23 protein-coding genes and 1 pseudogene are annotated in these 22,875 nt (G+C 49.8%); 18 read left to right on the top strand and 6 right to left on the bottom strand.

Annotated features, from left to right (window positions below):
* The first annotated feature begins 67 nt into the window (after positions 1-67).
* From CBX96_RS00300 to CBX96_RS00270, 7 genes are all read left to right on the top strand, one after another.
* Entirely contained in the window at positions 68-415 is a 348-nt protein-coding gene (locus tag CBX96_RS00300) for a hypothetical protein (protein ID WP_011623329.1), read from the top strand.
* Positions 416-637: 222 nt separating this feature from the next.
* Positions 638-1,339 (top strand): TetR/AcrR family transcriptional regulator, encoded by a 702-nt coding sequence (locus CBX96_RS00295; RefSeq protein WP_011623328.1) that lies wholly within the window; start codon positions 638-640, stop codon positions 1,337-1,339.
* Positions 1,336-2,349 carry an HlyD family secretion protein gene (locus tag CBX96_RS00290; protein ID WP_109285312.1) on the top strand — a complete coding sequence of 338 codons (1,014 nt, stop codon included), beginning with the start codon at positions 1,336-1,338 and terminating at the stop codon, positions 2,347-2,349. Before CBX96_RS00295 ends, CBX96_RS00290 begins: the two co-directional genes overlap by 4 nt.
* 95 nt (positions 2,350-2,444) lie before the next feature.
* Positions 2,445-3,386: an ABC transporter ATP-binding protein gene (locus CBX96_RS00285; RefSeq protein ID WP_109285579.1), complete on the top strand. Its 942-nt coding sequence runs from the start codon at positions 2,445-2,447 to the stop codon at positions 3,384-3,386.
* On the top strand, positions 3,376-4,497 hold the full coding sequence (locus CBX96_RS00280; protein WP_011626661.1) for an ABC transporter permease: 1,122 nt from the start codon (positions 3,376-3,378) through the stop codon (positions 4,495-4,497). Before CBX96_RS00285 ends, CBX96_RS00280 begins: the two co-directional genes overlap by 11 nt.
* Positions 4,498-4,735: 238 nt before the next feature.
* Positions 4,736-6,022: an acetyl-CoA hydrolase/transferase family protein gene (locus tag CBX96_RS00275; protein ID WP_109285311.1), complete on the top strand. Its 1,287-nt coding sequence runs from the start codon at positions 4,736-4,738 to the stop codon at positions 6,020-6,022.
* 230 nt (positions 6,023-6,252) lie between these two features.
* Positions 6,253-7,083, top strand: a complete 831-nt coding sequence (locus CBX96_RS00270; RefSeq protein ID WP_109285310.1) for an SseB family protein — start codon at positions 6,253-6,255, stop codon at positions 7,081-7,083.
* A 78-nt stretch (positions 7,084-7,161) separates the two neighbouring features.
* Here CBX96_RS00270 and CBX96_RS00265 read toward each other — a convergent pair whose 3' ends face one another.
* Entirely contained in the window at positions 7,162-8,727 is a 1,566-nt protein-coding gene (locus CBX96_RS00265) for a S8 family serine peptidase (protein ID WP_109285309.1), read from the bottom strand.
* A 338-nt stretch (positions 8,728-9,065) separates the two neighbouring features.
* On the opposite strand from CBX96_RS00265, the gene CBX96_RS21620 reads away from it, so the two are divergent.
* The 3 genes from CBX96_RS21620 to CBX96_RS00255 all read left to right on the top strand — a co-directional run bounded on the left by CBX96_RS21620 (position 9,066) and on the right by CBX96_RS00255 (position 10,226).
* A complete protein-coding gene (locus CBX96_RS21620) occupies positions 9,066-9,320 on the top strand; it encodes a hypothetical protein (RefSeq protein WP_258293748.1) in 255 nt (84 codons plus the stop codon).
* Positions 9,277-9,570: a RhsIA family immunity protein gene (locus tag CBX96_RS21615; RefSeq protein WP_258293747.1), complete on the top strand. Its 294-nt coding sequence runs from the start codon at positions 9,277-9,279 to the stop codon at positions 9,568-9,570. The genes CBX96_RS21620 and CBX96_RS21615 overlap by 44 nt, the downstream gene beginning before the upstream one ends.
* A 164-nt stretch (positions 9,571-9,734) precedes the next feature.
* Positions 9,735-10,226: a DUF4303 domain-containing protein gene (locus tag CBX96_RS00255; RefSeq protein ID WP_258293746.1), complete on the top strand. Its 492-nt coding sequence runs from the start codon at positions 9,735-9,737 to the stop codon at positions 10,224-10,226.
* 33 nt (positions 10,227-10,259) lie between these two features.
* On the opposite strand, the gene CBX96_RS00250 is transcribed toward CBX96_RS00255, so the two are convergent.
* From CBX96_RS00250 to CBX96_RS00240, 3 genes are all read right to left on the bottom strand, one after another.
* A complete protein-coding gene (locus tag CBX96_RS00250; RefSeq protein ID WP_109285307.1) occupies positions 10,260-10,751 on the bottom strand; it encodes a hypothetical protein in 492 nt (163 codons plus the stop codon).
* Between the two features lie 72 nt (positions 10,752-10,823).
* Positions 10,824-11,372: a DUF1415 domain-containing protein gene (locus tag CBX96_RS00245; RefSeq protein ID WP_011623320.1), complete on the bottom strand. Its 549-nt coding sequence runs from the start codon at positions 11,370-11,372 to the stop codon at positions 10,824-10,826.
* 27 nt (positions 11,373-11,399) lie between these two features.
* A complete protein-coding gene (locus CBX96_RS00240; RefSeq protein WP_011623319.1) occupies positions 11,400-11,993 on the bottom strand; it encodes a LysE family translocator in 594 nt (197 codons plus the stop codon).
* Positions 11,994-12,301: 308 nt separating this feature from the next.
* Between CBX96_RS00240 and CBX96_RS00235 the strand changes: the two genes are divergently transcribed.
* Both CBX96_RS00235 and CBX96_RS00230 read left to right on the top strand, forming a co-directional pair.
* Positions 12,302-12,904, top strand: a complete 603-nt coding sequence (locus CBX96_RS00235) for a DUF4136 domain-containing protein (RefSeq protein ID WP_109285306.1) — start codon at positions 12,302-12,304, stop codon at positions 12,902-12,904.
* A 295-nt stretch (positions 12,905-13,199) separates the two neighbouring features.
* The gene (locus CBX96_RS00230) at positions 13,200-13,598 is read left to right on the top strand and encodes a VOC family protein (RefSeq protein WP_109285305.1); all 399 of its coding nucleotides are present in this window, start codon (positions 13,200-13,202) and stop codon (positions 13,596-13,598) included.
* Positions 13,599-13,820: 222 nt separating this feature from the next.
* Here the strand turns inward: CBX96_RS00230 and CBX96_RS00225 are convergent, their stop codons facing one another.
* Positions 13,821-14,645: a DUF2797 domain-containing protein gene (locus CBX96_RS00225; protein WP_109285304.1), complete on the bottom strand. Its 825-nt coding sequence runs from the start codon at positions 14,643-14,645 to the stop codon at positions 13,821-13,823.
* 137 nt (positions 14,646-14,782) lie between these two features.
* Here CBX96_RS00225 and CBX96_RS00220 point away from each other — a divergent pair.
* Both CBX96_RS00220 and CBX96_RS00215 read left to right on the top strand, forming a co-directional pair.
* A pseudogene (locus tag CBX96_RS00220) lies at positions 14,783-15,373 on the top strand (alpha/beta hydrolase); the annotation flags it as partial.
* A gap of 96 nt (positions 15,374-15,469) precedes the next feature.
* Positions 15,470-16,357 carry a DMT family transporter gene (locus CBX96_RS00215; protein ID WP_041408810.1) on the top strand — a complete coding sequence of 296 codons (888 nt, stop codon included), beginning with the start codon at positions 15,470-15,472 and terminating at the stop codon, positions 16,355-16,357.
* A 60-nt stretch (positions 16,358-16,417) separates the two neighbouring features.
* On the opposite strand, the gene CBX96_RS00210 is transcribed toward CBX96_RS00215, so the two are convergent.
* Positions 16,418-16,918 carry a glycine cleavage system protein R gene (locus CBX96_RS00210; RefSeq protein ID WP_011623313.1) on the bottom strand — a complete coding sequence of 167 codons (501 nt, stop codon included), beginning with the start codon at positions 16,916-16,918 and terminating at the stop codon, positions 16,418-16,420.
* A 199-nt stretch (positions 16,919-17,117) separates the two neighbouring features.
* Between CBX96_RS00210 and CBX96_RS00205 the strand changes: the two genes are divergently transcribed.
* The 4 genes from CBX96_RS00205 (at position 17,118) to phoU (ending at position 22,784) form a co-directional block, all read left to right on the top strand.
* Complete coding sequence (locus CBX96_RS00205) at positions 17,118-19,376, top strand: ABC transporter permease subunit (protein ID WP_011623312.1); 2,259 nt, start codon at positions 17,118-17,120, stop codon at positions 19,374-19,376.
* A 59-nt stretch (positions 19,377-19,435) separates the two neighbouring features.
* Complete coding sequence (pstA, locus tag CBX96_RS00200; RefSeq protein WP_011623311.1) at positions 19,436-21,094, top strand: phosphate ABC transporter permease PstA; 1,659 nt, start codon at positions 19,436-19,438, stop codon at positions 21,092-21,094.
* A gap of 33 nt (positions 21,095-21,127) precedes the next feature.
* Positions 21,128-21,946: a phosphate ABC transporter ATP-binding protein PstB gene (pstB, locus tag CBX96_RS00195; RefSeq protein WP_011623310.1), complete on the top strand. Its 819-nt coding sequence runs from the start codon at positions 21,128-21,130 to the stop codon at positions 21,944-21,946.
* A gap of 127 nt (positions 21,947-22,073) precedes the next feature.
* Positions 22,074-22,784: a phosphate signaling complex protein PhoU gene (gene phoU, locus CBX96_RS00190; RefSeq protein ID WP_011623309.1), complete on the top strand. Its 711-nt coding sequence runs from the start codon at positions 22,074-22,076 to the stop codon at positions 22,782-22,784.
* The last annotated feature ends 91 nt before the right edge of the window (positions 22,785-22,875 follow it).

Below are 22,875 nucleotides of genomic sequence, written 5' to 3'. Positions count from 1 at the left end.
TTTATTGTTCTGTATATCAAGATGTTTACACTTTCAGGAGGCACTTTTGGCTATTACACAACAGGAAATGAGCCGCTGTTTAACCGAGCTAAATTGTCGCAGCAATTTTTCGGTGAAGAGCATTACCGAATACATGTTGCCGGAAACCAAGGAAGCATTTTATCTGCATATGGAGGGCAAAACCGCGCAGCTGATTATTCGCCCAGCTTTTGAGGTGTTTTCAAGCGAACTAGCCACCTTAGCGGGCGTACATGCCAAGTATGACTATTACCACAATGCGGAAATGACGCGTTTTCCCAAGCGCTTACATAAAAGCCTTAACGAAACCCACTACGGATTGGCGTTTAGTTTTGATACCCTTGAAGCTGTGCAGCAATTTATCGCACGTTTAAGCGCCATCGTTAAAGGGGCGTAAGCTGTAGCCTAAAATCTCAGCCTTGAACCCTGAGCCTTAAGCTCAACTCCTGCGTTTAAGCCGTTGAGTGAGAGGTAAAAGTGGCTTAAGCGGCTGAAACCTCTACCTTAAGCCTTTTAGGTTAAATTCCTCAATTTGAATCAAAATGAGGAATTTAACTGCTGCCTTTTCCAGCAGCTTTTCAGTATATTCATCAATAGATGAATTCTGCTGGAGCTGGTTATGTCGCTTATTCCCAGCCGCCCCCGTGGGGTGGTTCCATTTGCTACCCATGCCGACACCTCTCAGGCGGCAGGCCGCCCTAAGGGCAACTCAGATGCGCGCCAACGGCTGATCACCGCCGCCGTCAGCCTCTTTAGTGAACGCAGTTATCCCACAGTGTCGACCCGTGAAATTGCTCGAGTGGCCGAGGTGGATGCGGCGCTTATCCGTTATTACTTTGGCTCTAAGGCTGGGCTGTTTGAGCAGATGGTGCGAGAAACCCTCGAGCCTGTGATTACCCGTTTACGAGAAGTGTCCACGGCGCAAGCGCCTAATAATGTGGGCGATTTAATGCAAACCTATTATCGGGTGATGGCGCCCAACCCCGGATTACCGCGATTGATTGTCCGTGTGCTGCAGGAGAGTGATGGCACCGAAGCCTATCGGATCATGCTGTCTGTGTTTGAGCAAATGCTGTCCCTCTCGCGCCAATGGCTCGAAGCCTCATTTGTTAGCGCTGGCATTCTCAAGGAGGGGCTAGATCCGAATTTTGTGCGACTCAGTTTTGTCAGTTTGATGGTGTTTCCGCTGATCGCGCCTCCGGTATTGATGCGTCAGTTTGGCCTCTTTAGTACCAGTGGCACGGATTTACAACGGTTAGCGCTACACAATATGCAGGTATTTACGCAGGGGGTGATGCGTGAACCTAGGAGTGAATTATGATTTTAACCAATAGGTTAACAGTTAGGTCAGTTAAGGTGCGGCAACCTTCTCCCCGAGGATGGGGCAAGCTGGTGGCGAGTCTATTGGGCGCGGCGCTGTTATTGCAATTGACGGCCTGCGGCGATGAATCGCCCCGCGTGCTGGGCACCGTCGAGCGCGACAGGTTAACCCTCACCGCCCCCGTGGGGGAGCTGATTAATCGGATTAATGTGGTCGAAGGCCAGCAAGTGCAGGCGGGGGAAGTGTTACTCGAGTTGGACAGCACAGCCGCTCAGGCGCGCCTTGGCCAGCGTCAGGCCGAGCTTAAACAGGCGCAGGCCAAGCTGGAAGAAGCCGTGACGGGGGCTCGCTCGGAAGACATAGATAAAGCCCGCGCGGCCCTCGATGGCGCCAATGCCAGCGTGAAAGAAGCGCGGCAGAATTTTGAGCGTACGCAACAGTTATTTAAGACTAAGGTGCTCAGCCAAGCGGACTTAGATGCGGCGCGCGCGGCGCGTGATACCAGCCTTGCCAAGCAGGCCGAAGCCGAGCAGAGCCTTAGACTGCTGCAAAACGGCACCCGTAGTGAGCAACTCGAGCAAGCCAGAGCCGCAGTCGAGGCGGCGATGGCAGGCGTGGCGCAGGAGCAAAAAGCCCTCAAGGATTTAAGCCTAGTGGCAGCAAGACCCGCAGTGGTGGATACCTTGCCTTGGCGGGTGGGGGACAGGGTGGTCGCAGGTAGCCAACTTATTGGTTTATTGGCAATTGAACATCCCTATGTACGGGTATATCTGCCAGCAACTTGGCTCGATAGGGTCAAAGCGGGGAGCCAAGTGAAGATCCTTGTCGATGGTCGCACCCAGCCTATTGCAGGCACAGTGCGTAATATTCGCAGTCAACCGGCTTACACTCCTTTTTATGCGTTAAATGAACGTGATAGGGCACGACTGATGTATCTCACCGATATCGATATTGCGCCAGAGGGAGAGGATTTACCCACGGGAATGGCCCTTGAGGTACTGCTGCCATGAGTGCTCAACAGGCTTCAGCAGGGATATCCGTCGCTGGGACATCAGCGGCAGAAACATCAAACGCGGCTTCTGAGTTTGCTATCGAAACCCGCGGCATGACCCGCGCCTTCGGTGGCATCAATGCGGTCGAAGATCTCGATTTAGCTATCCCTAAGGGCACGATTTATGGATTTTTAGGCCCCAATGGTTGCGGTAAATCGACCTCTATTCGGATGTTAACTGGACTGCTGAGTCCAACCTCGGGGGATATTCGGGTGCTGGGCGAAACCTTGCCCGGCGCCGAGGAAAAACTGCGCCGCCGCATTGGCTATATGACGCAAAAATTCTCCCTCTACGACAATTTGTCGGTGCGGGAAAACCTTGAGTTTGTGGCGCAAATTTATGGGCTGAATCGTCGCCAAACCAAGGCGCGTTTGGCCGAGCTATTAAGTCTGTACGATTTGGCGGGGCGCGAGAAGCAAATGGCTGGCTCCATGAGTGGCGGGCAGAAACAGCGTTTAGCCTTAGCCGCCGCGACCTTGCATCACCCCGAGCTGTTATTTCTCGATGAGCCGACGTCGGCGGTCGACCCTGAAAATCGCCGCGAGTTTTGGGAGCGGTTGTTCGACCTCTGTGCCCAAGGCACCACGATTTTAGTCTCGACCCACTATATGGATGAGGCTGAGCGTTGCCATGGTCTCGCGATTTTAGAGCGCGGGATAAAACGCGCCGACGGCTCGCCGCAACAACTCATGGCGGCCATGGGGGCGCGGGTCATTGAAGTGTCGGGGGAGGATTTACGCAAGCTTAAACAATCACTGATAAGCGACGCCAACGTGTTATCGGCGGCGCAGATTGGCAGTCGTTTACGGGTATTAGTGCAAAGTTCGATTGCAGATCCGCTGGCTTGGCTAAGCCCAAGGGTAGCGGGGCGGGCACTGACCGAGGTGCGCCCAAGCCTTGAGGATGTGTTTGTCACTTGTACGGGCGGGCGTGCCCAGCTAACACCGCCAAACGGCAGTCAGGCCATGACAGTGGAGGCTCAAGATGCTACGTAGAATTTGGGCCGTGGTCGTCAAAGAACTCAGGCAGCTATCGCGGGATCGCATGACCTTCGGCATGATAGTGATGATCCCCTTAGTGCAGTTGATGCTGTTTGGCTATGCTATCAACACCGATGCGCGCCATTTGCCCGCAGGTTTAGTGAATTTAAGCGACTCCGCCTATAGCCGCGCCTTGGTCAAAGCGGTAGAAGCGACTCAAGTCGTTGATTTTAAACATCGCTATTTGAGCGCCGCCGAGGCGGATGCGGCCATTACTCGGGGCGAAGTAAAAGCCGTGCTGTATTTGGGCGCCGATCTCGACGAGCGTTTAGTGCGACATCCCGCCTTTGCGGGGCAGGCCTATTTTGCCGAGCCCGTGGGGCAATGGTTGGTGGATGGCTCGGATACTGTGGTTGCCTCCACCATTCGCAGTTTAAGGCAAATGCCACTGGATGAAATTGCGGGCAGGGCGGTCAAATCGAATCCCCCTAGTTTTGAGGTGGTGCAGTATTTTAACCCTGAGCAGCGTTCTGTGGTGAATATCGTCCCCGGCCTCTTAGGGGTCATTTTAACTATGACCATGGTGATGTTTACCTCGGCCGCGATTGTGCGCGAGCGAGAGCAGGGCAATATGGAGTTTTTAATCACTACGCCGGTGAGGCCGCTGGAGCTAATGCTTGGGAAAATCACCCCTTATGTATTAGTGGGCTTTGTGCAATTGGCCATTATTCTCACCGCCGGACATTTACTGTTTGCCGTGCCGATCCGCGGCGGTTTGGACTCGATTGCGCTGGCGGCCATGCTGTTTATCTGCGCCAGTTTGACCTTAGGCCTAGTGATTTCGACCATAGCGAAAACCCAGTTACAGTCGATGCAGATGACGGTGTTTATCCTGCTGCCGTCGATTCTGTTGTCGGGCTTTATGTTCCCCTACGAGGCCATGCCCGTGGCGGCGCAGTGGATTGCCGAGGCGTTACCCGCGACGCACTTTATGCGCATGTCCCGCGCGATTGTGCTGAGGGATGCCGAGGTGAGTGACTTGCAATTTGATGCCTTGTGGATGATTGGCTTTACCTGCCTAGGGCTGCTGGTGGCGAGCCTGCGATTCTCTAAACGTTTGGATTAACGGCTCTCGCTTTGGGTGCGAGTTTTGACTTAACGCAAAGTATTGGTAAAGAATCGGACTAAGTCGTTGAAATGGATGTTAGTTACTTTAGAACTCGCTTACACTGCTGCTAATAAAATGTTCCTTTGCGGTATTGGCTTTGCGGATCCCTTGGGGGAGCGGAGACACAAAGCGTGTGGCGCATCCTCGCCACAAGATGCGCAAAGGGATGGGGATCAGTTTAGCGAAGGAATTCAGTATGCCTGCGATTGTGTGTCAAAGTGCCCTCGAAGCGGTATCGCTCATTCAAAGTGGCGAAACCCTGTGGACCCATTCCATGGGGGCGACCCCCAGAGTCTTATTGGATGCGCTGGCAAAACAAGCGCTCACTCTTGAAAATCTCACCTTATTACAGCTACATACCGAAGGCGCTGAGTCCTTAAGTCATCCCGATTTGCGTGGTCATCTGCGCCATCGTTGTTTCTTTGGTGGAGTGCCGACTCGGCCGTTATTACAAAGCGGTGACGCCGACTATGTGCCGATTTTCCTCTCGGAAGTGCCTAAACTGTTCCGCAGCGGCGAGCAAAAAATCGATACCGCGATTATTCAAGTGTCGCCGCCCGATAAACACGGCATGTGTTCCTTAGGGATTTCGGTGGAGGCCACCTTAGCCGCCTGCCAAGTGGCGGGTAAAATCATCGCCCATATCAACCCGCAAATGCCCCGCACCCACGGCGATGGTTTTATCCATATCGACCGTTTCGCCGCCGTGTATGAACAGAGCGCCAGTTTGCCCATCCATGCCTTTGCCACCGGCGATGCCGTGAGTTTGGCGATAGGTAAAAACGTGGCTGAATTAGTGCGTGATGGCGATTGTTTGCAGATGGGCATTGGCGCGATTCCCGATGCAGTGTTGTCTTGCCTGACCGAACACAAAGACTTAGGCGTGCATACCGAGTTGTTTTCTGACGGGATTTTGCAGTTGGTCGAAAAGGGCGTGATTAACAACAGCAAGAAACGTTTTTACCCCGGAAAACTGGTCACAGGTTTCGCCTTAGGTAGCCAGAAGTTATACGACTATGTGGATGATAATCCTGCGGTCATTTTTATGGATATCGAGCAGGTGAACGATACCGCCATCATTCGTAAAAACCCCAATGTGATGGCGATTAACTCGGCATTGCAGGTCGATCTTTCTGGCCAAGTCTGCGCCGATTCGATAGGCACTAAGATTTATTCGGGTGTTGGCGGGCAGATGGACTTTATTCGCGGCGCGGGGCTGTCCGAAGGTGGCCGCTCTGTGATTGCCTTGCCAAGTACCGCCTCGGGCGGCAGGATTTCCCGCATTGCTCCTGTGTTATCGCCCGGTGCTGGGGTTGTGACGACGCGTGCCCATGTGCATTACATAGTGACCGAGTATGGCGCGGCGAACCTGCGTGGCCGCTCACTGCGCGAGCGGGCGCAGGCGCTGATCAATATCGCTCATCCAGATTTTCGTGAGCAGCTTTGCCGCGATGCCTTCGAGGTGTGGGGATTAAGTCTCTAACCTTATCAATCAGTTACTCCTGAGTGCCGAGTTTGCGACTGCGCAGGCTCGGTACAGTACTAAGTGCCTGCTTTAATTCCAATTGTGGGATGTTTTGCTCGATTCGACGCCCTCAATGTTTTACCATGCCCATGCGATTTAATCTGGTCAGTGTGAATCGAATGGCTAAAAATTATTTTTAACTCTTTGATAGTAAAGGACTGAACCGCTTAATAACAGGAAGTTTGCCAATGTTGTACACCCTAGAAGCGACAACCCCACTCGAACAAAGTTTTGTGAAGGCCCTCCAAGACAATCTGTATGCGGCCGAGTTTTATCAACAACTTAGCCAATCAACCCTGTTTATCTTGAGTGAGAGTAGCACTGAGGCGCCCGAGGCGGGTGAAGGTGCGATGGCTATCGGCATCACCCAGTGGTATGTCCCCCTCGAGGATGGCAGTGATCATCCTTTTACGCCGATTTTCACATCTCAAACCGCCGTCGATAAGGCCATCGAATTGATGAAGAGCGAAGGCACTGCGCACCATGGGGTGATGACGCTCGATGCCGAGACGCTGCTCCATGTGTTGCTGCAATCGGGGAGCGATATGGCGCTGAACCCTAACAGCAATATGTCGAAATCCTTGGATGCACACGAAGTACGCTTGATGCTGTCATCACAGCTTGAGTTGGTGGAGCACAGGGGCGCACTCTCGTTATTTGGCAATATCGAGCCCCATGAGTATCCGCATTTCGCCCAGCTCAAAGCGTTGCTGTCGAACTATAAAGCCGTCGAGAAGGCCTATCTGTTGGAATCGTCACGCTTGGATTTTGTTCGAAGTACGTCGGACCATGCCTTAAGCCTAGTTCTCCAATTACCCGCTGAAAACTCAGAGGATATTAATCGTATTCGTGGCGATGTGAAGTTGCTCGAGCGTCAACTTGGGCAGGACAGCTGGCCCATTAAGGTGCATCATTTACATGGCGACAGCGTCGAGCCAATTGCGACATTTTGCCAAGCCAAGAGCGCGCCTTTTTACAGCCGTTCACTGCTGAGCAGTATCAAAGGTTGGTTTAAGTAACTCCAGTCGATAATAAAAAACCAGCACAAGTGCTGGTTTTTTATTGGGATTATCTTGGCTGATTATCTTGGCCAAATACTATTTGCCAGAGCAGCCATAGGTGGTGAGGTAAGCATCGGCTGCTTTCGCGTTGACGATACCATAACCGAAGTAGTTATCCTTACCCACAGTGCCCGCATCCATTGCCGTTGCTTTGAGTGCATTACGGATTTGTGTACCAGTACATTGTGAATGGTTAGACCATACCAGTGCCGCCATACCCGATACTGCTGGTGTCGCCATTGAAGTACCGCTCATAAAGCCGTAGTCAACCGAATCGATTGAAACCGTTGCGTTTTGTGCAGCGATTAGGCTCGCTCTATCTTCAAATGCAGCGCCAACTGCAGGAATGGTGGTGGCGTTGGTATCACCCAAAGTGCCGTAGAGCATGCCCGCGACGTTGTTGATAACAATTGCACCGACACCGCCTGAGTTTTCACAGTTAAGCACTTTATCGTGGAAGGAAATCACGCCGCGATCGATAACACAAATCTTACCGTTCGCACCAGAATCCACGGCTTGAGCCGTGCCCATAAAGTAGGTATTGCCTGTGGCTGAACCTGGGTTTTCCATTGCTGATGATGCGACTGTTGCGCCATCGGCGGTTAAGGTTGAGGCCGTTGCCATGCCTGCAGGGTAGGTTGATAGGGTATCGACACCACCTGCGGTAACTTCAACACAGATGCCATCATCGTTGACGGCTTTTTTTCCACGACCGCTCACGCAGCTTGGGTATTGGGAGAAGTCGGCAATCTTATTGTTGGCATCGTTAGCACCGATCATCATTACCGATGGGTAACCCGCTGGATAAGAGCGTACTGAGTTACCGTCGTTACCCGCAGCCGCGACCACTAAACCACCCGCCGCAGTAAAGGCGTCGAAGGCATTTTTTTCAGTATTGCTAGCTGCGCCGCCACCTAAGCTCATGCTGATGATCTTAGCGCCAGCATTGCTACATTTGTTGGCAGCATAGGCTAAGTCAGAGGAGTAACCCCAGCCCGATGCGTTGAATACTTTTACGATGTGCATAGGTACGCCAGGCGCCATACCGACTACACCGATATTGTTGTCTGCCGCACCAATAGTACCCGCCACGTGAGTGCCGTGTGGGCCACCATTTTGGAACCAGTTACCCGTGCCAGGGTCGTTGTCGCCAGTGATGTTGTTCCAGTTAAAGTCAGGGTTTGAGCTATCTAAACCAGAGTCAATAATACACACCTTCATGCCCGCATTTGGGTTAAAGGTCACTTCGTTGGCATGGGATTGATATACCGCATATGGCGTGACTTGCTGGGTCATTGGATTGCCCGCATCGTCGTTATACAGCGCCATAGGATGGCGGCGAACGTCTTCTTCAATCAGGGTGATATGTGGATTGTTTAACAGGCCTTTTACTTGGGCGAGATCTTTACCGGTAAAAGTCGCTGCAATAAATTCATCCCCTTCAAGATTGATTTCAGCACCTAATTTTTTAGCCAGTGCCTTCACAATGCCTGCATGACCCGCTTCGACTTGGATGACATAACGATTATCGTCGGCATGGGCTTGGGCAATAACGCCCACAGATAAGGCAATAACGGCACTCGCGATTTTGGTTAATTTCATTGTGCTTGCTCCATTTGTTATCAAGGTTGTAAGACCTAAGCGACACGGAGCATCTACTTGCGCTCCTATGGACAGACGGGCGTCTGCTGACTTAGGCGATTTCAACCTAACACAGGAATTTGCATTTAACAAATAAATAACAAAGGTAGCAATTTGTAAACATTTTGAGCTGTAAACAAAGAATGACAATCATGGTAGCGTTAACAGCCAAGCCATATTGGGGAGAATAGATTGGCTAATTCACTCTAAGCTAATGAATTATCACTATGTTTTTTATCTATGCTGGCAGAAATCAAAACTTGTGACCGACAGGCCGTTTGGTTATAGTGTCGCCGCCTGTGACCCAAGAAGAGGACGAGATAATCGACATGGATGAGATTGAATTAAAAGCGTATTTAACACAGCATGTGTTATCTTTCTGCCAAAGCTGGAATGAGATCGAAAATAATCTCTATGCCAAACTGCAAGCAGAGGAAGAAGCTTTAAGAAAGGCCGTGCCCGAAACTGAGTTTCACTATGCGGAGCAAACCGACTGGTTTGCACTGCTCAATGAACAAATCTCCCCCCTTATTCGATGCGTTTTGTACCGATAAGCCCCGTGTTTACGGCGGTAAAGTTCGCAACTCCTTTGGTTTTCCTTCAAAGTTTAATGGTTGTGACCATCCCCTTGAGCTGCTCGTTAACTTAAAACATAAGAGCAGAGCCGAAATCTATATCAAAACCAACACTCACTTCGAAGATGAGTATCTGTTTATCGTCCTTAAAAAGGCCGATGAATGGCGTATCGATAGCTATAAGAATCGTCGCTATGGCAATGAGAAATGGAGCGCACAAATCCTGTAATTGGACTTCATCTTCATGCTCTAATCGTAAAATGTGGCACAAACGTCGAGCGGATAAGGCCGGCTTAAGCTGAGTGATACGACGTAACTTCAAAGGATATGTTTAGGTGAAAAATCTCTATGCCATTAGATGATCAGCTTGTTACACGGATCAAAGCCGAGATAATGCGGTTTACAACAGTGGAGGTTGAGCGGTTTTTATTAAGCCATCCTGATAAAACCTTTTATGCCTTCGCCTTCGATACAAATGCAGAATACGCAGAGTTAAATCTTTGTTTTAATACTGAATTGGATTTCCAGCGTTGCTTAGCCTATTACCAGTCAGGGAAATGGGCTACGTCATACCAAAACCCTGAAGCCATCCAAGAGCTTAAGTTCAATACGGGGGACTGGGAATATCAATGTGTGAGTACGCTTTATGTGCTTTCAGAGGACGAGTTGCAGGTGATTCAACAGCGTTTACCCGAGGATGACTTTAGCGAGTGGGAAGCCATAGTGGGGCAAATACGTTCGATATTTTCCGAATGCCTACTGCAGTTTACTCAGACGGAAGTGTATCAAGCGATACCTAAGACTGATGACTTTATCGCCTTTAGTATCGACCATGATGAAGATGTTGCCGATATCTTGGCCGATAGAGTGGAATGTGCAGAATGACATTTACCCTTATTGAATCATCGCCAGCCTACTTTAAGCGTAGGCTCTGATCTCCAATTGCTCGATGATCTGCTTCCCTTGTTCGAGGCCCACATGATGAACAATTTCCGATTTAATTAACTCAACATAATTTGGTTGGATATTGTAGTCATCATCAAAAAGGGCATCGCCTGCGTGGGTGATGAGTGTTGCTAAGGCATTAAAGCAGAGAGACATTTGGGCTAAATCTGTAAAAAGAAGGCGGGGCGCCCAACGGCCCATTCCATGGCGAGCGAAAAGAATGCACCCATTCTTTAAATGATAAATTAAGGGATCGCCATGGGAGCTTGCCAGTACTAACCAATTATCATCCCAAGCAGGTTCCCGCATTTGAGTGATACCGTGCCAGCGATAACCCATTTGAAAATCGATTAAGTCTTCAAATCTTGGAAATTCGAATAGAGCGAAGCCTATATCCAGTTGGCGTGATTCAGGAATACCAGAACCTAACCATGGCTTTAATGCTGGTGGGATGAGCAAGTCCATCGTGATTACATTCCTTTGTTGTAAGCAATGAGCAGATTGCGATGCGGCGCATGTTCTTTCGCCGCGATGAGACTATTTCCCCATGCACTCTGCGAGTAATTTAATAAAAAATTCGCTGCCTTTACGCTCACAAAATTGAATATTGCGCTCGGGAATCGATTCGGGGTCGTTGTAGTTAGCAAGGGCTAACTCCATACTGGCCTCGCGAATTATATGCAGGGTTGGGTAGGGGGCGCGGTTGGTAAAATTGGCCGCAGAATCCTGTGGTTCATCCTCGAAGCAATAGTCGGGATGAAAATGCGCGAGTTGATACACGCCTTCATAGTCGTTGTCGAATAAGGCGTCGTTCGCCATATCGACGAGATCGAGGTAAGTGTAAAAGCCCTCAAAACCCCGCGGCAGAATAAACAGCGTGGTTTCGGCTTCGGGATGGGCATCTAGATATTGGCATTCTTCAATCAAGGCCTTAAGCACTAGCTTGACTTTGGTTTGTTCAACAACGAGATAGCGAATACTGCCGCGCTCGACCTCACGTCTGGCGAAGGGGCAAATATTGTATTTCATGATCACTTTTTTCACCCAGTTATCGGTTTGTTCAATGATCAGATCTATCTCATTCATGCTAGTGCTTAACTCTTACGGCCAAAATTAGGGGGCGATCATAGGGATGATAGACGCCACAAGCAAGATGGCCATAGTGATATTAAAGATCTTCTGCTGGCGCTCGTTTTTCAAAATACGTTTAAGCGCCACACCAAACCCAAGCCAGACCACGGCGCAGGGAAAGGCCACACATAAAAACACTGTGGCGATAGTAACTACTTGCGGTGTGAGATCCTGTTGCACCGAGGTAAAAGTGGCAATCGCGCCCACGGCCATAATCCAGCCTTTGGGGTTAACCCATTGAAATGCTGCGGCTTGCAGAAAGCTAAAGGGTTTAGCGATGCTCTTGCCCTCCATCTTGCTACTGCTGTTGGCAATTAGCCACGATAGGTACAGGAGATACACAATCCCAATCACTTTAATCACTTGGTGGATAATCGGATAGGCTTGAAATAGGGCGCTTAAGCCTAGGCCGATGGCGAGGATCATAGTAGGAAATCCAAGGCTAATCCCCATCAGATGCGGAATACTACGTTTAACGCCAAAGTTGACCCCCGAGGTCATCAGCATAATGTTGTTAGGCCCTGGGGTGATCCCCGATGAGAAGGCAAACAACGCGATAGCGAGTATTAACTCCATAGATCTATTTCACACCTTTTGTTGTCGTTTTTGGCATTGTGATTGTGACTGAATTTGTCGCCTAGTGGCACGAGTCGGTACGGACGCTAGGCGAGGCATTCTAGCGGGTAAATTGGGCCGCGCCTATACGCCCTGTGGGCTTTATAAAGTAACAAATCATAACGCATGGGCCGGAGTTGAGTGCCTTGCTGCTATTTTGCCGCAATCCTTGTCGATGACCATGATTTAACACTATGATGCATATCGACTTTCAGTCTGAGAAATAGCAACTATCCTTAAGCTGTAAAAATCGCAATAAAGGAAAGAGCATGTATTTATCACAAACCATTGGGCGTTTCTTGACGCTATTAACCATCAGTTTGGCCGCGCTGACGGCCTGTGTGAGTGTGGATGATTCGCAGGCGCTGCGAACCACGATTGTGACTTCGGGGGATTTGAGCCTATTACCGCCGAGTGCCATGACCTATACCTGGCATCCCACCCTACAGAAGATCTTTGTTGACAGTCGACTCGATAAACAGCAAGTGCAGCAGCATATGCAAGATACGCTGAAAAAAGTGCTGCTGACAAAAGGGTATCGCTGGGTCGAAGATCCGCAGCTTGCTGACTTTCAAGTGGGGTTTGGCGTTGCCATGGGCACACAAATGTCGGACGAGCAGATACTCGCCGCTGCAGGCCTAGTGCCAGGGTTGTCAAACCAAGGTGTTGATCCTAAAAAGTACGATAAAGGCTCTGTGCTGATTAGCTTTTTTAAGCCGACGGGAGTCGCAGGCCAACCCACAGAAATGGTCTGGCGAGTCCTTGCCCAAGGCTTTGCCAACATTAAAGATATGGACGAAGTTAAGGCCCGCTTCGATGGTTTAATCGATGAAATGCTGTTATCGCTGCCCGTCACCCATGCGGTGCAATAGTGCGGTTATCCCAGCTCGGTTGCAAACTGACTCTTATAAACAGATAGTTATAAACATATAGCTATAAGGAGAAGGTTATAAACTGACAGGCTTAAGACTGAAGCTGAAAACTTAAGAACATTGTCATAAGGTATCCCCATAAGGCGAGTAAGATACTCGCCTTATGCTCTTGTGGGAATATAGGTTTAGGATGCCGCAATGATTGGCTAGACTGTTCTCTGAGCTATTTACAGTTACAGGTATTTTTACAGGACAGGATGTGACGTCCGCAGAGGATTTATAAAGGGAGATTATGATGGCACAAAGTATCTTTGTTAATTTAGCGGTTGAAAGTGTTCAACAATCACGGGTTTTTTACGCTGGCCTAGGATTTGGTATCAATGAGCAATACAGCAATGAGCAGGCTGCTTGCGTGGTGATTGCCGACAATATTTATGTAATGCTGCTGGCGAAGCCTTTTTTCGCTGGTTTTACCGATAAGGCGATTGCCGATGCCCGCACCACGACAGAAGTGCTCAATTGCCTAGACTGCGACAGTCGGGAGCGTGTCGATCACTTGGTCAAGCTTGCCGAGCAGCATGGCGGCAAAGCCTATCGTCAAGCGCAGGATCAAGGATTTATGTATGGCCACGCGTTTGAAGATCCCGACGGACATATCTGGGAACTTGTTCATATGGCAGCGCAAGTGGGTTAGGGCAAAGCCTCAGTTCGATTGCTTCAATCTCATCTACATCAGGCTTATCCAAGAATGGTGAGCGTTGCGTGGGGCTTAAGCTTTGCACAACGCTTCTATGCCAAGTGAAGCTATCTAGCCGCTTCACTTGGCTCATCTCACGGTTTTGCAATAAGAGCAATAAGTGTGCTGACTACCATAGCGGCGCTCAACACACTCAATCAACGAGAGTTTTACCTGATCTTAGTCAGTTAACCCTACACTCACTTCATAGGCCGTGAATTTACGAATGTTAATCACGCCGGTATCGAAGATCAGATACTGACCTTTAATCCCCTGTAAAATCCCGCTTACCACCTCATTTTTATCGAAGTTGTGGGAAGTGATCTTCTTCGGAAAGGTGTCGATGGGATAGTGAATCGACTGAATCGTTTCATCTAAACGTTCTATACTGTAATCGCCTTTTTGCATGCCGATTTCGTGCAACTTAGCCTCAATTTGCGGGATCAGTTCCGCCGCCTTAGCATTTAAATCGATATCGTCGGCGTGGCCCTTAAGCATGGTTTGCCAGTGGGTTTTATCGTTGATGAGTTTGGCTAACTCCACTTCCACTAGACCCGAGAGTTGTCGTGTCGACACTTTAAAAATCGGTAAACCTTGAGTCGCGCCTTGATCTATCCAGCGAGTAGGCAATTGCGTGTGGCGAGTGATACCGACTTTGATACCTGAAGTATTGGATAGATAAACATAATGCGGCACAAAACAATGGCTTTGTGCCCACTCTGGCTCGCGGCAAGTACCTTGGTCAAAGTGACAGGTTTCGGGCTTCATAATGCACATATCGCAACTGGCGAGCTTTTGCATACACACAAAGCAATGGCCTTGCGAATAGCTCTTTTTGGTCTTTTTGCCGCAGTTACAGCAGAAGATGTTACCCGTGTGGGTCAGGGTCAGCGGCTTGCCAATTAAGGGATTCAGTGGCAGCAACTCGTCGCCAACAACCAGTTGATACTGTACTTGTTGCGCCTCATCTAAGTGTGCGCGCAGCTTTTTTAGCGTTCCTAACATAGGTGTTCCTAGTTTTTTATGGTGTCACTGGGTTTGGTAAGGCATCCAGCGCACTTATGCATTCGTCATTGCGTGGTGTGCAGTATACAAGATTATCCCGCCGAGTTTAGATAGGAATTCTCGATTGAGAGCTTGACCCCATGCGCTGGTTTTTGAGTATCGCCAGTGAACCCAACGAGATGGCCAGCGCCTTTGCTGCCCAAATCACCCAATTGCAAAATACCTTGGGTAACAGCCCGTCAGTGAAGCCTCCTTCAGCCCAAATGTTGCGATGGTTTGATAAACGATTCCCCGAAGAAACCCATGATAGCACCCCGCTTATCGGCAATGTTGAGGCATTAAAGACGCTGTTTGTGAATTGGAATGCGGTGCCCGAAGTCGCGGTGATGCCGCTAAAGGCGTTAAAGCAGTTCTATCACCAGCAAACGGCGGTCTTTGGCTATGAGTTTCCGCTTTCTGCGCAGCAGTACAATGTCTATGGCCTCAAGGCCAGCTATGAGCAAAAAACGGCGTGGGGCGTGGAGATTTTACAGGAGGGGACAAAGGTGTTTCCCATGTCTGAGGTGCTTTGGGATAGCTTAGCAACCGCCTACGATCTTGATGGTCAAACCGCTCTGGCGATTGATGCTTCAAACAAAGCGGTGCAGTTGGCAAAGCAATCCGACTCAGTGTTTTTAAATGAAATCTTGAGTCAGGCCAACAGTCTACAACGCAAGAATCGCCAGTAGGGCACGGTGTAAAAGCTAACAGTATCGCAACATATTTGGACAAGCGCCCGGCATCTGGGTAATCTTGTCATCCTTTTTAATCATAGAGACTGTATCTTGCCAGCCAATTTTTTACTCCTGCTCGCCGCCGCAATTTGGGGCTTTGGCTTTGTTGCCCAAACCTTAGGGATGGAGCATTTATCGCCCTTTGCATTCAACGGGCTACGTTTCTTAATTGGCACTGTGTCACTCGTTCCTCTGGTGTGGTACTTGGCTCGGCAGGGTAAAATTCATCTCGGTACGCCCAAAGACTTTGCCATTGGTTGTGTTGCGGTGGGCGGACTGTTATTTGCTGGCGCATCGCTACAACAGGTGGGATTGCTTTATACCACGGCCGCTAACGCGGGCTTTATCACTGGGCTTTATATCGTGTTAGTGCCGATATTGGGCTTAGCCCTGAAACATGCTACCGGCGCCAATACCTGGGTGGGCTGTGGTATCGCCGTGGTGGGGCTGTATTTTTTAAGCATTAAAGACGGCTTTCACCTCGGTTATGGCGATACGCTGCAATTGATTGGCGCACTGTTTTGGGCGATGCATATTTTGGCGGTGGATCATTTTGCCAAGCGGATTTCGCCCGTGTTACTCGCCATGATGCAATTTTTGGTGTGCGGCGTGTTAAGCCTACTGGTGTCGGCGGCCATAGAGGTCACGACTGTCGATAAGGTGATTGCTGCTTGGGGCTCACTGGCCTACGCGGGGCTGATTTCAGTGGGTATTGCCTACACTTTGCAGGTGCTGGCGCAAAAGCATGCTCATCCTGCGCACGCGGCGATTATTTTGAGTTTAGAAACCGTGTTTGCGGCCATCGGCGGTATTCTGTTCCTTGGTGAAAGCTTAGGACTGCGCGCCTTGTTTGGGTGCGGCTTGATGCTGCTGGGGATGTTGATTTCCCAAGTGCCGCTGCGCTATTTAATTAAGTCTCGGCACCAGAAAGTCAGTTAACTCGCCATAAAAAACGCCGCTGGGAGTGCCTGCGGCGTTTTTTGTTGAAGGTGTTGAGGGTTAACGGCTGAGTTTATCCAGCACTAAGTCATCACCGAGGGAGTAGAGGGACTGCACTAGCTGTTCCTCTTGGGCGAGGTCAGTTAAACCTAAGCCAATGGTGGCGCGAAACAGGGCGATGCCGGTATGGCCTGCGGTCTCAAACTGGCTGCTAAACTGTTCGATATTGATACCAAGGGCGGTGATGCGATTGGAAATATCCAGCACTAATCCGGGTCTGTCGTAGGACACTAGGCTGTAGGTGAGCCGCTTAACGGGTTTGAGGGCGACCGAGGTTTTTGAATAGGTGAGGGTGAGGCCGTCGATACATTCCAAGGCTTCAATCAGCTCGTCCATTTTCAGGGAAGGCACCTCGAGTAACAATATGGCGGCAAAGATTCCGTCGATATGGCGCAACTCTGAGTCTAACCAGTTGCCGCCATGGCGACTCACGGCGTGGGCGATTTGCTCGACTAATCCTTTTCTATCAGGTGCTTGAAGCGTGATTAAATATCGTAGCATGGCGACTGACTCCTATTTTTTGTAAAAGGCACCTGTTTTAAAATCGGGTGTAACACAACTGTCATCTTTGCGTCATATAATTCAACGCACTTAGAATGAAGGGTGTTGTTATTGCTCAGTTTATGCTCAAACAGTGTAAGCATAGCATTTCGCAATTCCTAGCGAAAAAACTCACAGGCTTTAATAATAGAGGTTCTTAATGGAAAGTCAGGTCATTCAACCTGGTTCTGCGCCGCAAAGTATGCTGAAAGGCGGACGTTCAAGTCGCAGGGCATTTAAGGATAAAGCGGCTCAAATTGGGGTCACGATTGGCGGCACTATGGTGTTTGTCGCCTTATTGTTGATCTTCTTCTATTTGCTGTACGTGATTAAACCCATTTTCGACAGCGCGGATGTGACTCCCGTTAAAAGCGTGAGTTATCAACATGCTGAAGTCGCGACCCTGATGGTCGGTGCCGACGAGCAAAATGAGGTTATGTATCGCGTGGCCGCCGATGGCCAAGTGGATTTCTACACTGTTGCCGATGGCAGTTTACTCTCCAGTTTTACACCGCCATTACCTGCGGGTGTGAGCGTAACCAGCGCCGCGATTGCCGCGCCGAGTGAGCAACGCTTCGCACTGGGTTTAAGTAACGGTCAAGCCTTAATCGTAGGGATTGAGTTTGGCTTAAGTTACCCTAACAACAAGCGCCTTATTACCCCAAAACTGCGTTACAGCGCGGGTGAAGCGCCGATCACTATCGATGAATCGGGCAGCGCTATCCATCATTTAGCCTTTAGTTACAGCAACGATAAAATCAGCTTCGCCTATCAAGATGACAATGGTGCTTGGCGTTTAAGCCGTCTCGAAGGTCAAGAAAACATGATGACCGAAGAGGTGGAATGGACGACCACGGGCGCACTACTGCCCGATGCACCTAAAAAAGTTGCACACCAGTTGATGACGCCAGACCAACGCCAATTGATGCTGCAAATGGGCAACAAGGTGTTTATCTACAATATCCGTGATGTTGAGAGCCTGGATTTAATGCAGGTGATTGATGCGGAAAAGGAAAAGTCTAAGGTTAACAATATTGCCTTACTCGCCGGTGCCAGCTCGATTCTGGTGAGCTATGACTCAGGTGTGGTGACCCAGTACTTCCAAGTGAATGGTCCAAAAGGCCGTTTATACAAAGAGATCCGTGAGTTTACCGACTTAGCGCCAGTGGCCTCGATTGCCTCTGAGTTCTACCGTAAAAGCTTTGCCGTGGTGAGCCCAGAGGGTGAGTTATCACTCCTGTACACCACCAGTGAGCGCGAACTGTTTGATGAAAAGTTTGACCTTAAAAACCCAGGCGTGATGGGCTTTAGCCCACGTTCTAACGGCCTAGTGGTTGAAGCGAACAAACAACTGAATATCTTCCACGTGGAAAACTCGCACCCAGAAGTGTCTTGGAGCGCGCTGTGGAATAAGGTGTGGTACGAAGGTTACCCAGAGCCTAAGTTTGTGTGGCAATCCACCTCGGGTAGCGATGACTTTGAAGCCAAACTCAGCTTAATGCCATTGGCCTACGGCACCATGAAGGCGGCGTTCTACGCCATGCTGTTTGCCGTGCCATTAGCGATTGCGGGCGCCATCTATACTGCTTACTTTATGTCGCCAAAGGTGCGCGGCATTGTTAAGCCAACGATTGAAATCATGGAAGCCTTACCGACGGTTATCTTAGGTTTCCTCGCCGGACTTTGGTTAGCACCGCTGATTGAAGAGCACTTGCCGGGCATCTTAATTCTGCTGATCCTGCTGCCGACGGCGATTCTGGTGTCGGCGTACTCTTGGAGCAAATTACCCGGCACTTGGAAACAACGTCTGCCTGAAGTCTATCAAGAGCTGATGCTTATTCCGGTTATCTGCTTTGTGGGTTGGTTCTCCTTTGCCATTAGCCCGATGATCGAAGTGGCGCTGTTCGATGGTAACACTCGTCAATTTATCACTAACGAATTAGGCATCACCTTCGACCAACGTAACGCGCTGGTAGTGGGTATCGCCATGGGCTTTGCGGTTATTCCAACGATTTTCTCTATTGCCGAAGACGCGATTTTCTCTGTGCCACGCCATTTATCCAACGGCAGTTTGGCGCTGGGCGCGACGCCTTGGCAAACCCTGACACGTGTTGTGCTGTTGACCGCAAGCCCAGGGATTTTCTCTGCGGTCATGATGGGTCTTGGCCGCGCTGTGGGTGAAACCATGATCGTACTGATGGCAACGGGTAACACCGCCATCATGGAATGGAGCGTGTTTGAAGGTATGCGTACGCTGGCGGCTAACATCGCGGTGGAAATGCCAGAGTCGGCGATTGGCAGCTCGCACTACCGTGTGCTGTTCCTCGCGGCCTTCGTTCTGTTCGTATTTACCTTCTTCTTTAACACGATTGCCGAAGTGGTAAGACAGCGTCTGCGTGACCGCTATAGCTCGCTGTAATGGAGATAAGATAATGATACTAAATACTATTTCGCCAATGACCTTGAGAGGTTTGTGCAATGGGTAAGTGGGTAAAATCAGGCTCGCCATGGATTTGGATGACAGGTGGCGCGGTGAGCATCAGTTTGATTGCAGTATTAGGCCTGTTACTGCTCATTGCATGGCGCGGATTAAGTTACTTTTGGCCTGCAACGATTTATCAATGGGAACTCGAAGATAACACAGGCGCACGTTCAACCTTAATCGGTGAGATTTACGATAGGGAAGAAGTGCCAACCGAACGCTTAACCGCTGCGGGCCATGTGTTTAAACAGCCACCCGGTGAGTTTGTGACGCGTTACTTAGTGAAAACCGGTAACCGTGAGTTTGTGGGCTTAGATTTCCGCTGGATTTTAGCAACAGACATTATCAGCCGTAGCGAGCCTGCCGATGTGGCCATGCTCGAGCGTGCTAAAAACGGTAACTTTTATGGCTACCCTGTGGCCGTAATTGAAAACGGTAAACGCTTAGAGCTGAAAAACGATGCGCTTGAATCCTCTTTAATGGAGCATATCGACCGTGCCGTTGCCCTGTCTGACAAAGCGTTATCACTGCAAAAACAAGATATTGGTGCGATTAACTACAACATCGAGAAACTGCGTTTAAAAGAGCGCCGTTACGAGTTAGATGGTGAGCTGACCGATAGCCGTAAGCTGGAGTTAGCGGCCGCGAAGGAAGCGCTCCAAAAAGAATACCATGTGCTTGAAAAAGAGCTGTTTGCCCTGCGTGATGAAGCGGCTCGCGACTCTGTTATCGTGCGCGATATGCGTGGTGTTGAGGTTGAACTTAAGCTGGATTCGGTTCTCGATGTCACCTACGTCAACCACTTAGGCTTGATGGGTAAAATCGGCAAATGGTTTGTCGGGCTTGGCCGCTTTGTCAGCGACGACCCACGCGAAGCCAACACCGAGGGCGGCGTGTTCCCTGCGATTTTCGGTACCGTGTTTATGGTGCTGTTAATGGCGATTATCGTGACGCCATTCGGGGTGATTGCCGCAATCTACCTACACGAATATGCCAAAAAAGGCCCAATCACTAAGATGATCCGCATTGCGGTAATCAACTTAGCGGGTGTGCCATCGATTGTGTACGGGGTATTTGGTTTAGGGTTCTTCGTATACATGATGGGTGGCTCGATTGACCAACTGTTTTACGCCGAAGCCTTACCATCACCGACCTTTGGTTCGCCAGGGGTGATTTGGTCGGCGCTGACATTAGCGATTCTGACCCTGCCAGTGGTGATTGTATCGACAGAAGAAGGCTTAAGCCGTATTCCTAGCGCGGTGCGTCAAGGTAGTTTGGCACTGGGCGCGACTAAGGCCGAAACCCTGTGGCGGATTGTAATCCCGATGGCAAGCCCTGCGATTATGACGGGTCTGATTTTAGCCGTGGCCCGCGCTGCGGGTGAGGTAGCACCGTTAATGCTGGTGGGTGTAGTGAAATTAGCACCGACATTGCCACTGGACTTAAACTTCCCGTTTGTGCATTTAGAGCGTAAATTCATGCACTTAGGGTTCCATATTTACGATGTGGGCTTCCAGAGTCCTAACGTTGAAGCGGCACGTCCTCTGGTATACGCCACCTCCTTCTTGCTGGTAACAGTGATTGTGGCACTGAACTTAACCGCGATTAGTGTGCGTAACCACTTACGTGAAAAATATCGTTCGCTTGAGCATTAATCAGCGATTATCCTGAAAGTATTAGGACTGAATATGATTTCTATAGATTCGACAGCCATGAAAACCAACAACTTTGACTTAGCAAACTTGAGCCAGAACGATACCGCACTGGAGATCCGCAACTTAGACCTGCGCTATGGCGACAAGCAAGCGCTGTTTAATGTGTCGATGAAGATCCCAAAGAAGCAAGTTACGGCGTTTATCGGCCCCAGCGGCTGCGGTAAATCCACCTTATTGCGCTGCATTAACCGCATGAACGATCTGGTAGACAACTGCCATATCGACGGCGAGATTTTGCTGCACGGTCAAAATATTTATGACAAAAAAATCGACGTTGCCGCCCTGCGCCGCAACGTAGGTATGGTGTTCCAGCGTCCTAACCCATTCCCTAAGTCGATTTACGAAAACGTGGTTTATGGTCTGCGTCTGCAGGGCATTAACAACCGCCGAGAACTCGACGAAGCGGCCGAGCGTTCGCTACGGGGTGCAGCGATTTGGGATGAAGTGAAAGACCGTCTGCACGATAACGCCTTTGGCTTATCCGGTGGTCAGCAGCAACGTCTGGTCATTGCCCGTGCGATTGCCATCGAGCCAGAAGTATTACTGCTCGACGAACCGACTTCGGCCCTCGACCCGATTTCAACCTTAACCATCGAAGAGCTGATCACCGAGCTTAAGACTAAGTACACAGTGGTTATCGTGACCCACAACATGCAACAGGCGGCGCGGGTGTCGGACCAAACAGCCTTTATGTATATGGGCGAATTGGTGGAATACGCCGATACCAACACCATTTTCACCACACCGAAAAAACGTAAGACCGAAGATTACATTACCGGCCGTTACGGTTAATCACTTTGCCTTTGGCAGTGGTGATGTGAGTGATAAGCGATTAACGAAATAAGCCACCGCCTAGAACAGAGTTAAACATTGCAAACTCCATCTAGGCGTTGATACAGTTGAGTAAAAGGTTGGCCAAATGGAAAATATGAATTTAAACAAACATATCTCTGGGCAATTTAACGCCGAGTTAGATGATATCCGTAACCGTGTACTCGCCATGGGTGGCTTGGTTGAGCGTCAGTTAGAGCAAGCCATCGACGCCTTAAGCACCTTAGATGCTGAATTAGCGCAAAAGGTGATCACCGGCGATCACAAAGTGAACGGCATGGAAGTCTCGATTGACGAAGAATGCACCCGCATTATCGCTAAACGCCAACCGGCGGCGAGCGACTTACGTTTGATCATCGCGATTTCAAAATCGATTGCCGATCTTGAGCGTATCGGTGACGCCTGTGTGCGTATTGCCAAGGCCGCATTAGATAAGCGTTTGAATAATCAGCAACCGTTATTAGTCAGCATTGAAAATATGGGCCGCCATGCGATTCGTATGCTGCACGCAACGCTCGATGCCTTAGCCCGTATGGATGCCGATTCGGCGCTGGAACTTCACAAAGAAGATGCCAAGCTCGACCGTGAATACGAAGGCATTATCCGTCAATTAATGACCTACATGATGGAAGACCCACGCTCAATCCCCGATGTATTAGACGTACTCTGGGCAGCCCGTGCCGTTGAGCGTGTCGGCGATCGTTGTAAAAATATCTGCGAATACATTATTTACTATGTGAAAGGTAAAGACGTTCGCCATACTTCCTACGAAGATATGGAAAAGGATTTAAAGGACTAAACGCCTTTTATCACACGGTTTTATCCGCAAACGCTCTGCCTAACCGCAGAGCGTTTTTGTTTTGTGTTTCTTTAGGGGATAAAGTGAACTG

It is taken from the genome of Shewanella sp. BC20 (genome assembly GCF_003129585.1).
Classification (GTDB): Bacteria; Pseudomonadota; Gammaproteobacteria; order Enterobacterales; family Shewanellaceae; genus Shewanella; species Shewanella seohaensis.
The sequence above is the reverse complement of the archived record's forward strand: the minus strand, read 5'-3'. Positions and strand labels throughout refer to the sequence as shown.